13 protein-coding genes are annotated in these 13,566 nt (G+C 70.5%); 8 read left to right on the top strand and 5 right to left on the bottom strand.

From position 1 onward, the window contains the following. Positions 1–3: 3 nt before the first annotated feature. Positions 4–753, bottom strand: coding sequence for a GntR family transcriptional regulator (locus tag EIZ45_RS03765; protein ID WP_009084055.1), 750 nt, complete (start codon positions 751–753; stop codon positions 4–6). A gap of 155 nt (positions 754–908) precedes the next feature. Here EIZ45_RS03765 and EIZ45_RS03770 point away from each other — a divergent pair, with 155 nt between their 5' ends. After that, positions 909–1,952 (top strand): SIS domain-containing protein, encoded by a 1,044-nt coding sequence (locus EIZ45_RS03770; protein ID WP_043827254.1) that lies wholly within the window; start codon positions 909–911, stop codon positions 1,950–1,952. Then, positions 1,949–2,911 carry an N-acetylglucosamine kinase gene (locus EIZ45_RS03775; protein ID WP_134661914.1) on the top strand — a complete coding sequence of 321 codons (963 nt, stop codon included), beginning with the start codon at positions 1,949–1,951 and terminating at the stop codon, positions 2,909–2,911. Before EIZ45_RS03770 ends, EIZ45_RS03775 begins: the two co-directional genes overlap by 4 nt. 90 nt (positions 2,912–3,001) lie before the next feature. Here EIZ45_RS03775 and EIZ45_RS03780 read toward each other — a convergent pair whose 3' ends face one another. Then, on the bottom strand, positions 3,002–3,685 hold the full coding sequence (locus tag EIZ45_RS03780) for a DUF3159 domain-containing protein (RefSeq protein ID WP_043827250.1): 684 nt from the start codon (positions 3,683–3,685) through the stop codon (positions 3,002–3,004). Positions 3,686–3,961: 276 nt separating this feature from the next. Between EIZ45_RS03780 and EIZ45_RS03785 the strand changes: the two genes are divergently transcribed. From EIZ45_RS03785 to EIZ45_RS03810, 6 genes are all read left to right on the top strand, one after another. Then, entirely contained in the window at positions 3,962–4,801 is an 840-nt protein-coding gene (locus EIZ45_RS03785; protein WP_043827249.1) for an SGNH/GDSL hydrolase family protein, read from the top strand. A gap of 156 nt (positions 4,802–4,957) precedes the next feature. Beyond that, on the top strand, positions 4,958–5,674 hold the full coding sequence (locus tag EIZ45_RS03790; protein WP_240690563.1) for an OmpA family protein: 717 nt from the start codon (positions 4,958–4,960) through the stop codon (positions 5,672–5,674). A gap of 6 nt (positions 5,675–5,680) precedes the next feature. Then, the gene (locus tag EIZ45_RS03795; RefSeq protein ID WP_037807979.1) at positions 5,681–6,121 is read left to right on the top strand and encodes a LapA family protein; all 441 of its coding nucleotides are present in this window, start codon (positions 5,681–5,683) and stop codon (positions 6,119–6,121) included. A 71-nt stretch (positions 6,122–6,192) separates the two neighbouring features. After that, positions 6,193–6,669, top strand: a complete 477-nt coding sequence (locus EIZ45_RS03800; RefSeq protein ID WP_037807980.1) for a hypothetical protein — start codon at positions 6,193–6,195, stop codon at positions 6,667–6,669. Then, entirely contained in the window at positions 6,666–7,550 is an 885-nt protein-coding gene (locus tag EIZ45_RS03805) for a hypothetical protein (RefSeq protein ID WP_037809292.1), read from the top strand. The genes EIZ45_RS03800 and EIZ45_RS03805 overlap by 4 nt, the downstream gene beginning before the upstream one ends. Before the next feature lie 237 nt (positions 7,551–7,787). Next, positions 7,788–8,459, top strand: a complete 672-nt coding sequence (locus tag EIZ45_RS03810; protein WP_134661916.1) for a hypothetical protein — start codon at positions 7,788–7,790, stop codon at positions 8,457–8,459. A 626-nt stretch (positions 8,460–9,085) separates the two neighbouring features. On the opposite strand, the gene EIZ45_RS03815 is transcribed toward EIZ45_RS03810, so the two are convergent. From EIZ45_RS03815 to EIZ45_RS03825, 3 genes are all read right to left on the bottom strand, one after another. Then, positions 9,086–11,839, bottom strand: coding sequence for a BTAD domain-containing putative transcriptional regulator (locus EIZ45_RS03815; RefSeq protein ID WP_134661917.1), 2,754 nt, complete (start codon positions 11,837–11,839; stop codon positions 9,086–9,088). A gap of 361 nt (positions 11,840–12,200) precedes the next feature. Then, positions 12,201–13,103: an ectoine hydroxylase gene (gene thpD, locus EIZ45_RS03820; RefSeq protein ID WP_043827240.1), complete on the bottom strand. Its 903-nt coding sequence runs from the start codon at positions 13,101–13,103 to the stop codon at positions 12,201–12,203. Between the two features lie 63 nt (positions 13,104–13,166). Next, positions 13,167–13,559, bottom strand: a complete 393-nt coding sequence (locus EIZ45_RS03825; protein ID WP_037807993.1) for an ectoine synthase — start codon at positions 13,557–13,559, stop codon at positions 13,167–13,169. Between the last annotated feature and the right edge of the window lie 7 nt (positions 13,560–13,566).

Consider the following 13,566-nt stretch of genomic DNA (forward strand, 5'->3'; position numbering starts at 1 on the left):
CGGTCAGGGAAGCAGCGTGGTGACGAACTTGTACCGGTCGCCGCGATACACCGCGCGGGCGAACTCGACCGGCTTGCCGTCGGTGGCGAACGAATGCCGGGTCAGCATCATCACCGGCATGCCGACGTCCGCGCCGAGGATCTCCGCTTCCTGCGGCCCGGCCAGCGACGTCTCGATCGTCTCCTCCGCGCGCTCCAGCTCGACGCCGTAATGCTCGCGCAGCACCGCGTACAGCGAACCGCCCGCGGTGATGTGCTTGCGCAGCCCGCGGAACCGGCCGAGCGGCAGGTGCGTGGTCTCGAGCGCCATCGGCTGGCCGTCGGCGAGCCGGAGCCGGCGCAGCCGCAGGATCTTCGCGCCGTTGCGCAGCTGCAGCAGCTTCGTCATCTCGCCCTCGACCGGAAGCTCTTCGAGTTCCAGCAACTGGGACGACGGCTTCAGGCCCTGCTTGCGCATGTCCTCGGTATAAGAGGACAGCTGCAGCCGCTGCGCGAGCTTCGGCTCGGCGGCGAAGGTGCCCTTGCCCTGGACGCGGTGGAGTCTGCCCTCGGCGGTGAGATCCGCCAGCGCCTGGCGCACGGTGGTGCGCGAAACGGTGAATTCTCCCGCCAGCGCCCGCTCGGTCGGGATCGGCGATCCCGGCGGCAGTGCGTCGAGCAGGTCCAGCAGATGCTGCTTCAGCGCCCAGTACTTGGGTTCGCGCTGCCCTCGCGCAGCAGTCCCCGCCTCGCTCGCGGGGGGTGTCTCCAGCATGCCCGGCTCCCTCAGTCTTCCCACATTAAACGCGCCACTGCCCCGTGAGGAAACGTACCCTTCTCCCGACCCGCTCCGCCCGGCTAGCATTGGTCTAGACCTGACCGGACGCCGCTCAGCACACCGGGACACCCGTCCCGGCGGAGAGGAAAGTGATGACCCAACTACGTCCCGGCGAGCACATGGCCGCGGAAATCTCGGAGCAGCCCAGCGTTCTCGCCGGGCTGGTCGAGCGGCGGTCCGGCATCGCTGAAGTCGCGGAAAAGATTTCACAGAACCCGCCGCGGTTCGCCCTGCTCGCCGCTCGCGGTTCGAGCGACCACGGCGCGCTGTACGCGAAATACCTGATCGAGGTACTCCTCGGCCTCCCGGCCGGGCTCGTGTCGCCGTCCACCGCGACGCTCTACGGAGCCCGTCCGGACCTGCGCGACGTGCTCTTCATCACCGTCAGCCAGAGCGGCGGGTCGCCCGACCTGATCGAGGTCACCGAGGCTGCCCGCAGGCAGGGCGCGCTGACCGTGTCGGTCACCAACACCCCGGACTCGCCGCTGCGCGCGGCTTCGGAACTGGGCGTGGACATCGGCGCCGGGGTCGAGAAGGCGGTCGCGGCGACCAAGACGTACTCGGCGACGCTGATGGCGCTGTACCTCTTCATCGACGCGATCCGCGGCGGCAAGGGCGAGGACGCCGAGAAGATCGGCGAACTGGCCCAGCAGACGCTCGACGGCGCCGCCGAAGGCGTGCAGCGCGCGGTGGACCGCTATCGCTTTGTCGACCGGGTGCTCACCACCGGCCGCGGCTACTCCTACGCCAGTGCGCTCGAAGCGTCGCTGAAGCTCGCCGAGACGAGCTACCTCGCGGCCCGCGCGTACAGCGGCGCGGACCTGCTGCACGGTCCGGTCGCGGCGGTCGACGGCGAGACCGCCGTGCTCGCCGCCACCAGCCTCGGCCGCGGCGGCGAGGCCATGCGCGAGGTCCTCGAAGCGGTCGGCGAGCGCGGCGCGGACGTGCTCGCGGTCGGCTCGGCGGCGAACGACGTGCCCGCCGCGGTACGCATCCCGGTCGCCCCGACCGTCGAGGAATTGGCTCCAGTGCTGGAAATCCTGCCGATCCAGCGGATCGCGCTCGGGCTTTCGCTCGCGCGCGGCGGCAACCCGGACAACCCGCGCGGTCTGCTGAAGGTGACCAAGACCCGGTGAGCCTCGTAGTAGGCGTGGACGCCGGCGGCACGTCGACGCGAGCGATCGCGGTCGACGCCGTCGGCGTCGTGCACGGCACCGGAGCCGCGGCGGGCGCGAACCCGAACTCGCATCCGCCCGCGGAGGCGGCGGCCCGGATCGCCGGGGCCATCGAGTCCGCAGTGGACGGACGGACCGACGTGCTCGGCGTCGTGGTCGGCATGGCGGGCGAGAGCAAGCTGTCCGACCCGGCGGTCGCCGCGGAGTTCACCGCGGCCTGGGAGCGGATCGGCCTCGCCGGCCGGGTCCGGGTGACCGGCGACGCCGAGGTGGCCTACGCGTCCGCGACGGCCGAGCCGGACGGCACCGTACTCGTCGCGGGCACCGGCTCGATCGCCGGGCGCATCCGCGGCCGCCGGATGGTCGCCACCGCGGGCGGGCACGGCTGGCTGCTCGGCGACGAGGGCTCGGGCTTCTGGCTCGGCCGCGAAGCCGTGCGCGCCACGCTCGCCGCGCTCGAGGGCGACGGCCCGCTCGGCGGATTGCCCGAGGCGGTCCTCGCCGAAGCGTTCGGACCGTCCGCAGTGGACCTGTCCGATCGCTTCAAGGTCATGTGGGCACTGGTGACCCATGCCAACGCGGAACCCCCGGTCCGGCTGGCCCGGTACGCGCCGCTGGTGAGCGCCGCCGCTGCCGCCGGGGAGCCCGGTGCGGAGGAGATCGTCGCGCGGGGCGCCCGGCATCTCGTGCGCGTCGCTCGCGCCACGCGCGAGCCGGGAGAAAAAACTCCGATCGTGCTCGTGGGCAGCGTGCTGGCCGAAAACGGCCCGGTCGGAGCTCGCGTGCGGGCCGAATTCGCCGGTCTCAACGTTCTGACCAGCTCCGATGGGGTGCTCGGCGCGGCCTGGCTCGCGGCCGTGCACGCGTGGGGCGAGGACACCCCGCGACCATCCCGACGGGTGAATGCCACCAAAACTTGAGCGGAAGAGTCGAAACCGTCGACTCAACCCCTCCGGTCCGGGTACCGTAGGAACCGGCCCCCGGACCCTCCCCCCTCGCCGGGGGCCGCCTTAACTTCCAGGTCCGGTTTCGGACTCGCCCGCACCCGGGTCTTTCGCCAGGCGAAGGCCCGGGTGTTCTGCTGGAAGGCTCCGGTAAAGGACCCAGCCGCTCACCGCGACGGTGGCGGCCACCAGCGGCCAGGAGAGCACGGTGCGCGCCACTCCGAGCGCGACCACCTGCCCGGTCCACCACAACAGGCCGTAAACGACCACTCGCAGCAAGTACTGCAGCACCCACACGGCGCTCGCCCACGAGTACGCGCGCAGCAGAGCCGGGTCGCGCCGCCAGCGCGTCTTCTGCCCGAGGAGCAGTCCCACGATCACGCCGAGCAGCGGCCAGCGGACCGCGATGCTCGCCGCGAACAGCAGCGCGCTCGCCGCGTTCGAGAACAGCTGCAGCAGGAAGAAGTCCTCGGCGCGGCCGGTGTGCATCGCGATCAGCGCGGCGATCACCACCGCGGCGAGGCTCACCACTACCGCGCGCGCCTTGTCGCCGCGGATCAGCCGGTACGCGCCGAGCAGGACGGCGACGCCGATCGCGACGCCCGCTCCCCAGGCGATCGACTGGCCGGAAACGAGCCAGCCGACGACGAACGCGGCGGGCGGGATGCTGGCGTCGATCGCGCCGCGCCGCCCGCCGAGGATCTGCGTGAGCGACTCCCGCGCCGGCCCTTTCGCAGTCTCGTCTGTCACACCTTCCAGCCTGCCGCAACTCCCGGCGGAGCCCCAGGTCGGGAGACCTACCCCACATGGCGCCCGGTACGGGGCGGAACGTGAGGTTCGTCCCGGTGAAATTGCCGTAATAGGGAGGCGCGAACCCCCGACAAGGTAAGAGACTGTGACGTCCGGCTGAACCGGTCGTGTCCGGCGGGAAGGATATGGGGATATCCGACTGTTAGTTGGGGTGTACAACTAGATCCGGGACTTCACGGGGAACAGGCGCGCACCAGCGGGAAAGGGGAACCCAGCGTGTACGGGATCAACAGCTACGTAGCCATCGGGGACAGCTTCACCGAGGGCCTCAACGACCATCGGGGCGACGGGACGTTCCGGGGCTGGGCCGACCGGCTCGCGGAGATGCTGGCCGGCGACGAGCCCGGCTTCCAGTACGCGAACCTGTCGCTGCGCGGCAAGATGCTCGACGAGATCATGGACGAGCAGCTCCCGATCGCCCTCGAGCTGAAACCCGATCTGGTCACGCTGTGCGCGGGCGGCAACGACGTCATCGTGCCGGGGGCGGACGTCGACGCCATCGCGGAGCGCTTCGAAGCGGGGGTGGCGAAGCTGCGCGCGGCCGGGATCCCGGTGGTGATCTTCAACGGACCGGATACCAAGACGCTGTCGGTGATGAGCGTGCTGCGCGGCAAGGTCGCGATCTACAACACGCACCTGTGGGCGATCGCGGCCCGGCACGGCGCGAAGATGGTCGACCTCTGGACGATGGAGCCGCTGCACGACCGGCGCGCCTGGAGCGACGACCGGCTGCACTTCACGCCGGACGCGCACCGCCGGATCGCGCTGCTGACCGCCGAGGTGCTCGGCGTCCCGGTCACCGAGGACTGGCGCGAGCCGTACCCGGCGAGCACCGAACCGGCCACCTGGATCACGTCGCGCCGGTCCGATCTCGCGTGGACCAAGGTGCACCTGCTGCCGTGGATCCGCCGTCAGCTGCGCGGCGAGTCCATGGGCGACGGGCTGTCGCCGAAGCGCCCGGAACTGGCTCCGCTCGTCCCGCTCGTGCCGGACAACCCGGCGAGCATCGACCTCGACCTGCGGGGCGACGTGCGGGGCAACGCGACCGCCTCCTGAACGCCGTCCCCCGACAGTGCCCGCGCCGGTCACCACCGGTGCGGGCACTGTCGCGAGAGCCACCCGAACGGCGGCCTTTACCAGGTCGCCAAGCCGACCGGCCCGGCATAGGGTCCTGTTATGTCCGGTGCACGAGGGTGGCTTCGCTTGATCCCCGTGGCAGTGGTGGTCACGGCCCTGCTCGCGGGCCTCGTGACTTGGCTGCAGGGCAGCGGAATCCAGGACGACCTCGCCGCGCGATCACGCTCCGCGCTCGACGCGGCGGGCCTGCGCGGCGGCGAGGTGAAGTTCTCCGGACGGCAGGCGACCCTCGAAGGGTTCCCGGCCGAAGAAGCCGGTCGCGCGCTGGGCATCGTGCAGGGAGTCGACGGGGTCGAATCCGCGCAAGCGTCCGGCGGTGCCGGGCCGGTGCAGTCCGCGCCGTCGCCCGAACCGTCGACGACGCCGCCGTCCAGCCCGCCGCCGAGTTCTTCCGCCCCGCCGTCCGCGCCCCCGACCGACCGCGACGGGATCCAGGCCGAAGTGGACCGCAAGCTCGCGGCCGCGCCGATCACCTTCGAACCGGACACCGCGAAGCTCACCGACGAAGGCGAGCAGGCCGCGCGCGATCTCGCGCCGCTGCTGCGCGACGCACCGGACAACTTCCGCTACCGCCTCGTCGGCCGGGTCGCCGACGGTCCGGGCGGGCGCAGCGCGGCGCTGAAGCTCTCCCGCAACCGGGCGCTGACCGTGATCCGGTTGCTGATCCGCGAGGACGTGCCGCCCGACCGTTTGCTCGCGGTGGCCAGCGCGAGCGGCTCGGACGGCTCGGACAGTTCGGGCAACGGGGGCGACAGCGACCGGCGGGTCGAGATCACAGTGGAACAGAGGTGATGGCGGATGCTCTGGCTCTTCGGGCAGATCTGGCTGTGGCTGCTCGTCTCGTTCCTGCTCGGGGCGGCGGTCATGTGGCTGTTCACGCGTGCCGCCCGGCCGAAGGCCGAACCCGAGGCTGAGCCGTACCGGCCCGCGGCGGCTCCGGCGGAGGAAGCGGCCGAGGAGACCCGGCACATCCCGCCGGCGAACCCGTACGAGGACTACGAGGAACCGGCGTACCCGCATTACGAGGACCAGCCGGAGCGTGTCTACAACGACTATCCGGAGGTCGACCCGGACGATCCGTACCACGGGCAGCACCCGGCACACGACCCGGCCGGGCATCCGCTGCCCGATCCCGAGCCGCGGCTGTCGGGCGAACTGAGCTGGCCCGAGGACGACCAGCGGAGTCCGCACTGGCCGGCCGACGAACCCGCGCCCCGCCGACCTGGACGCAGTGGCTGACACCCACCTGGTAGATTCGGCTACGCACGGTAAGCGGGCGCCGAGGGCCCCGGACGACGTCAGGAGGTCCGATGGCGCTTCCGCACTGGACGCCACAGAACCTGCTGCCCCCCGGCCGCCATCACGCCGACCTCGCCGACGTCTACGAGCGCCTGGTCTACGACGCGCCGCACCAGAACGAGCGCGAGATCCTCTTCAGCGCGCTCAACAGCTACCTCGGGGTCGCCCAGCGGGTGATCACGTCCGGGCGGGCCTGGCTCGGCGGCGCGTTCGTCACCCGCACGGCGCATCCGCCGCGCGGGCTCGACGTGGTGCTGCTGCCGGACGAGTGGGGCGCGTTGAAGCGGCTTGACGACAGCGGCCGCACCGCCCTGTACGGCCTGCTGACCCTGCGCGGCATCATCGTCGGCCAGCCCGCGATGTACCTCGACCAGATCCAGCCGGTGGGCGGCATGCTCGACGGTTTCCTGTGCCGTCCCGGCGACGAGGACGTGTGGGAAGCGGTGTGGGCCGACGGCGGCAGAGGCATTCCGGAGATGGTGTGGTGAGGAACGAGTTCCGGCGGATCGCCGACGAGATCCCCGGCGGCACGTGGCTGGACGACCTCGCGCGCGCCTCGGCGATGGCGGCGAACGCGAAGTTCGAGCGGACCTGCCGCGCGCCGCTGCTGCACGTGTCGGTGATCGGCGAAACGCACATCGACGCGTACACCTTTTCCGACATCAGCCGCGCGCTCCAGGACGCGACGGCGAAGATCGGGCACATCATCCGCAATCCGTCGAACGAGGTCACCTTCGTCCAGCAGGCGGACCGGGACAAGGCCCCGCTGATCCAAAAAGGACAGGCGGGCAACGCGATCTTCTTCGGTTTCCCCGAACCGGCGGTCGACGACGCGCTGATCCACGACGGCATCGAAACGCTGTCCGAGCGCGCGGTGAAGGAACTCTGCGATTTCCTGCCCGCCAACGGTTCCGACGACGGCGCGCTCGACGCGGTGCTGCTGCAGCGCGACACGGTGCGCAACGCGGTCAGCGACGTCGTCAACGCGGTCAGCAAGCACGCGGGCATCGGGATGGCGCTCACGCCCACCGCGGGCGAGCAGGTGACCCGGAGCATGACCACCGAACAGGCGCGGGTGCTGCAGGGCAGCCTGCGCGAGTCCCGCGAGGCGGTCGGCTACGAGACGGTGACCGGACGCCTCGACGGCGTGCGCACCCGGCGGCGGATTTTCTACCTGGAGCGGGAATCGGGCGGAACCATTCAGGGCGCGGTCGCCCCGGATCTGCTCGACCAGATCAAAGAAAATCTCGATCGGCCAGTGACCGCGCGGTTGCGCGTAGTGCGTACGACGACCATCGACGGACGGCGCGGCAGGCCGGTGCACGAACTTCTCGAGATCACTCCGGAAGTCAATCTTTTCGATCAGTGAATGGCGCGCGCGGGTGCCGCGTCGCCAGGTCAGGACCGCCGGGTAAGCGCGCGGTCGCTCTGCGGAATCACACTGCCTTTTTCGGGCAGCGAATGGTGCCGCTTCGCGCAATCCGGCGGGAAATGACCCCGTCCGCCCGGACGCGGTAAATGGATGACATTGTCAGTCGATAACGATTATTCCAACCACGCGGGCATCTGCGTTAGCGTCTTCGCCATCCCAGCGGAAGAGGCACGCATGACGACCGAGCAGCCGTATCCGGCCGCACCCGCGCGACACAGCAGGACCACTGCTCGTCCTGGTCCGCACCGTCCGCCCCAGCAGGAGCCGTCCCGGAGACAGGCCAACTGGCCCGGCGGGCTCGCGGTCACCCTCGGACTGGCCGCGGCGGGCGTCGCCTTCCTCCCGGATTGGGGCTTCCTCGCCTGGCCGCTCGCCGGCATCGGCCTCGCCGGCGGAATTGCGGGAATCGTCCTTTCCTCCAAAGGAAAAATGCGCGGATTGGGCGTCGCGCTCACCGGAACCACGCTTTCCGCACTGGCCGCCCTGCTGTGCGGCGCGATGCTGCTCTACCCGTCGATGTTCGGCACCGCCCGCGCGGGCGATCTGCACATCCCGCCGCAGCCGGGCGAGAAGCATTCGGTCGACTTCGTGGTGAGCTCGGCGAACGGCGCGACGGTCCGCTACGGCACGCTGAACGACCAGCGCACCGCGTCGACCCCGCCGAGCACCGACGACTGGCACGGGCACGCGTCCTACGACGGCGGCAGGCCGGTGCTTTCACTGACCGCGGACACCGCCAACGCGGGCGTGACGAACCAGATCAGCTGCCAGATCATCGTCGACGGCAAGAAGGTCGCCGAAAGCAGCGGCAGTTCGATCGCGCTCTGCACCTCGAACGTCGAATAGGGCCTGGCGGCCGGCCGGCCTACCCCCATCTCGGCCGGCCAACCGCCACCGAACCGCTCCTGGCGGCTCTTCCAGGTCCGCGCGGTACTGCCGCGGTCCCGTCGCCGGCTTCACAGCCTGCCCCTCCCCTAGGGCTCCGCCAGCGTCGCGGCCGACCCTACGCGCGCTGACCGCCTGATGGCTAAGAATCCGCTAAGCGGACGCGATTATTACCACGGTGACCTGGGAAAACACAGCTGAACATTGTACAAGAGCCGCGCCTGCCGACTGCCCGCTCACTCCACGTCGGCGGCTTTGCTGCCCGCCCGGCGGCATCCTGGGGCTGCCACGGCTGGCGTCTTCAGGTCCGCTGCCCGGGACGCGAGCCGCGAGTACGTGAGGGGAACCCTCAGGGAATCTGATTCCCTCAGGGTGGCCCTCACGTACGTTCGCGTTGCCCGGCGCGTCCTGTGCGCCGGTTGGCGGGGCGACGCGGCTCAAGCCCCTGGCATAGGTCGCGGAACGTCCGTGAAGGGCTCCTTGAGGGAATCAGATTCCCTCAAGGAGCCCTTCACGGACCGGGAACCCCGCAGACGGGAACCGCGCGGGCCGGGAACCGCGCGTTGCGGGGGACGGGTTGCGGACCGCTACTGATCCCCCAGATCAGCCGCTTCCTTCCGCAAGTCCTCGACCTGCCGCGGGTTCATCCGCTCGTACAGCGCCACCGCCAGCCGGTACTGCTCGCGTGCCGGCTCCAGCCGTTCCTGGCCGCGCAGGATCCGCGCCAGGGTCACCCGCAGGATGCCCTCCTGCAGCTCGAACTGCCGCGCGACCGCCAGCGACACGGCTTCCCGCGCGTAGCGTTCGGCGGCTTCCAGCTCGCCGATGCCCAGATGCAGTTCCGCGAGGTTGTTCAGCGACACCACGGCATAGCTGTCGTCCCCGAGTTCGCGGTCTATCTCCAGCGAGGCCAGCTGATGCGTGATCGCCTCGGCCGGGCGTCCCGCGCGCTTCTCCGTCTCCGCGCAGTTGTTGAGCGCCTGGCCGCGCAGTTCGAGATCACCGGTGCGTTCGGTCTCCGCGACCGCTTCCAGCAGTCGTTCGATCGCCTCCGAATAGCGGCCGAGCAGGGTCAGCACGCTGCCGAGGTGGATTTTGGCGACGATGAGCGAGCGGCCGTCGAGCCGGGTGGCCAGCCCGACCGCTCGTTCGGCGTCGGCGATGCTGCCCTGCGACAGCTCGAAGGTGAGCGCGATGGCGCAGCGGGAGATCAGCATCCAGCACTGCCCGAGCGGTTCGTCCGCGGCTTCGGCGGCGGCGAGGCCGAGGTCGACCAGCCGGATCCATTCCTCGTACAGCGGGCAGACGACCCGGTAGGTGTGCGCGACGCGGGCGAGCCGCCAGACGTCGGCGTAGCGGCCGTCGGCGTGTGCGGCGTCGAGCACGGCCAGCAGGTTCGGCCATTCCGCGGCGAACCAGTCCTGGGCTTGGGCGAAGGTTTCCAGCGGCGGCAGCGCGTCCGGCGGCACGAGGCCGGTGAGGTCGAGCGGGTCGACGATGCGCAGCATCTTCCGCCGCGCGGTGTCCGAGGCGGCCTGGTGATAGCGGATGGCCCGGTCGAGCACCGCCGCGCGTTCCGCCGGGTCCAGTTCGGTTTCCGCCAGCTCCCGCAGGTACAGCCGGACCAGGTCGTGCGGGGCGAAGGCGTCGCGCGAGGTCTCGGCGACCAGGTTGTGCGCGGCCAGCGTGCGGAGTTCGCGGCGGGCCTGCTCGACCGGGATCTCCGCGATCGCCGCCGTCAGATGTGGACCGGTGTGCCGCGCGGGCACCGCGCCCAGGCGCAGCAGCGTCCGGGCCAGCCCGTCCGGAAGGCCGCGGAACGAGACGTCGAAGGCGGCCCGGACGCCGTCTTCGGCTCCGGTGACGTCGAGTCCGGCCAGCCGGGTGCGTTCGTTTCCCAGCTCCCCGACGAGATCCTTGAGTGTCCACTGTGGACTGGCGGCGAGCTTGGCCCCGGCGATCCGCAGCGCGAGCGGCAGGTAGCCGCACAACCGGGCCAGCGCGTGGTTGAGGTCGAAGTCCGCGGGCCCGGCCAATTCCTCGATCACGCGCACCGCGGCTTCCGGCGCGAGCGTGCCGAGCACCCGCAGCTTCGCCGCGTGGGACACCGCCAGCGCCTCCAGCCGCGACCGGCTGGTCACCACCGTCATCGACCGTGCGCCCGGAGGCAGCAACGGCCGCACCTGTTCGGCCGAACGCGCGTCGTCGAGCAGCACGAGCATCCGCCGTCCGGCGATGAGCGAGCGGTACAGCGCGACGCGTTCGTGCACCTGCTCCGGCACCTCGTCCGCCGGCACGCCCAGCCCGAGCAGGAACTGCGACAGGAGATCGCCCGGCTCCAGCGGCGGCTGGTGCGGATCGAACCCTTGCAGCGCCGCGTACAGCACCCCGTCCGGGAACAGCCGGGCCGCGCGGTGCGCCCACCAGATGACCAGCGCGCTCTTGCCGACCCCGGCGGTGCCGGACACGATCACCGTGCTGTCGCCGCGTTCGGCGAGCCCGTCGAGCCATTCCAGCTCCGCCTCGCGCCCGGCCAGCGTCGGCAGCGCGGGCGGCAGCTGAGACGGCGCGACGGCCTGCTCCGGAACGGCGCTCTCGTGCGCGGCGAGATCGTCGTTGAGCACCCGCTCGTGCAGCGAGCGCAGATCCGCGCCGGGTTCGACGCCGAGCGAGCCGAGGGTCGCCCGCGAGACGGTGTGGTACAGCTCGAGCGCTTCCCCGCGCCGCCCGGCGTGGTAGAGCGCGCGCATCAACTGCCCGGCGACGCGCTCGGCGAGCGGGTCGGCGCGGACGATCGGGCTCAGCTCCACGATCAGCTCGTCGTAGCGGCCGAGGTCGAGATCCGCGTTGACCCGGGCGTAGCGGATCGCACGCCGCAACTCGTCCAATTCGGGCGCCCGTACCGAATCAGGCACACCGGACAGTGTCGGCCCCTGCCACAGTGCGAGAGCTTCGGCGAGCAGCTTCGAGGCGCTCTCCGGCGATTCCAGCGCGGCCTGGTCCAGCAGCGCCCGCGCCCGGTGCGCGTCGATCCGGTCCGGTGCGAGGGAAAGCTGGTAGCCCGGCGGACGGGTGCTGATCTCGGCGACCGGATCGGCCATCTCCCGCAGCAGCCGGCGCAGCTGCGACACGTTGCCGTGCACGATGGTGCGGGCGGTGGCAGGCGGATCGTGGCCCCACAGCGCGTCGATGATCTCCTCGAGCGGCACCACCTTGCCCACGCGCAGCGCGAGCAGCGCCAGCAGCCCCCGCACCCCGGGGCCGCCGACGGGAACCGCACGGCTGCCGTCGAGCAGCCGCACCGGGCCGAGCAGTTCGACCCGCGCGCCGGCATCGGCCATGCTCGCGCGCACCTCCCAGGCTCACCCCCAGCCAGACAGGTCAACTTACCGTCAGCGGCGGCCCGCAGACACCGCTCTTTCGTGAATTTCGACCCTGAACAGACGAGTCCGGCCCCGCACCATCAGTCCCGATCTGATGGTGCGGGGCCGGACTCAATGATCGTCGGCCGGGCCGCCAGGGGGCGCGGTCCACCCGTGCATCGCGGCCGTCCGCCGGCGGTTCGGGGGGCTCACCCCGAGCAAGAACCCGGACCGCTGCGGACAACCATGCCTCCGCAGCCGAACTGCGAGGTGGCGACAACGTAACAGGGCGCACATTCTTCGTTACGAGCGACCCGCCGGTTGGCGAAGGTAACGCTGGTCACCGCGCGATCGGCGTGGAGTTGCGGCCGGCGATGAACGACGGCCGCGGCTCGCTCGCGGCGAACGGCTCCTGCAACGCGTTGTCCACGCTGTTGAACACCAGGAAGATGTTCGAGCGCGGATACGGCGTGATGTTGTTCGACGATCCGTGCATGATGTTTGAGTCGAACCACAGCGCCGAACCGGCCGAACCGGTGAACTGGTCGATGCCGCAGTCGGCCGCCAGCTTGGTGATGTCGTCCGGCGAGGGCACGCCCACCCGCTGGTCCTTGAGCGAGCTCTTGTAGTTGGACTCCGGGGTCTCGCCGACGCACTGCACGAACGTGCGCTGCGAACCTGGCATGACCATCAGCCCGCCGTTGTACGGGTAGTTGTCGGTGAGCGCGATCGAGCAGCTCACCGCACGCGGCGACGGCATGCCGTCCTCCGCGTGCCAGGTCTCGAAATCGGAATGCCAGTAGAAGCCGGTGCCCTTGAAGCCGGGCATGTAGTTGATCCGGCTCTGGTGGATGTAGACCTCGGAGCCGAGGATCTGCCGCGCCCGGTCGAGCACCCGGGGATCGCGCACCAGCTCGGCGATCAGGCCGGAGATCTCGTGCACGTCGAAGATCGACCGGACCTCGCCGGTCCGCGCCTCGGTGATCACGCGCTCGTCGTCGTGCAGCTTCTCGTCCGACGACAGCCGGACGACCTCCTGCCAGTACGTCTGGACCTCACCGGGCGAGAGCAGTCCGTCCACGACCGTGTAGCCCTTGGCGTCGTGATTAGCCAGGGTCGCGGCGTCGATCGGGCCGTCTGCCTCGGTACCCCACACCGTGGGGTGCACGCGCGGAAGATGCTCCGGCGTACCGGTGATCCGGGTCGGGTAACCGTCTTCGACCCGGGTGTCCATGATCGTCACAGTGGCTCGCCTCCAGTTCTTCTGGCGTTTCTTCTTTCTCGGGGTGGTGGGAGTGGCTCAGTCTCAGGAGTCTTCGGTGACGAGCGGGTAGACCCCGTTCTCGTCGTGCACCTCGCGGCCGGTGACCGGCGGGTTGAACACGCACACGCACTTGATCTCGGTCTTCGGGCGGACCTGGTGCTTGTCGTGGTCGTTCAGCAGGTACAGCGTGCCCGGCTTGAGCTGGTGCACCTCGCCGGTGGCGAGGTCTTCGATCTCGCCCTCGCCGGAGGTGATGAACACGGCCTCGATGTGGTTGGCGTACCAGAAGTCGTTCACCGTGCCCGCGTACAGCGTCGTCTCGTGCACCGAGAAGCCGACGCCCTCCTTCGCGAGGATGATGCGCTTGCTGCGCCAGTTCGGGGTCTTGATGTCAGCGTCGGTGTCGGTGATCTCGTCGAGCGTGCGGACCAGCAAGTGAAGG

The sequence above is a fragment of the Amycolatopsis sp. CFH S0740 genome (assembly GCF_004522315.1).
GTDB lineage: Bacteria > Actinomycetota > Actinomycetes > Mycobacteriales > Pseudonocardiaceae > Amycolatopsis > Amycolatopsis nivea.

Coding starts and splice junctions, on each gene's coding strand:
- EIZ45_RS03770 (WP_043827254.1), top strand. CDS start 909: ATGACCCAACTACGTCCCGGCGAGCACATGGCCGCGGAAATCTCGGAG.
- EIZ45_RS03815 (WP_134661917.1), bottom strand. CDS start 11,839: ATGGCCGATGCCGGCGCGCGGGTCGAACTGCTCGGCCCGGTGCGGCTG.
- EIZ45_RS03800 (WP_037807980.1), top strand. CDS start 6,193: ATGGCGCTTCCGCACTGGACGCCACAGAACCTGCTGCCCCCCGGCCGC.
- EIZ45_RS03765 (WP_009084055.1), bottom strand. CDS start 753: ATGCTGGAGACACCCCCCGCGAGCGAGGCGGGGACTGCTGCGCGAGGG.
- EIZ45_RS03795 (WP_037807979.1), top strand. CDS start 5,681: ATGCTCTGGCTCTTCGGGCAGATCTGGCTGTGGCTGCTCGTCTCGTTC.
- EIZ45_RS03810 (WP_134661916.1), top strand. CDS start 7,788: ATGACGACCGAGCAGCCGTATCCGGCCGCACCCGCGCGACACAGCAGG.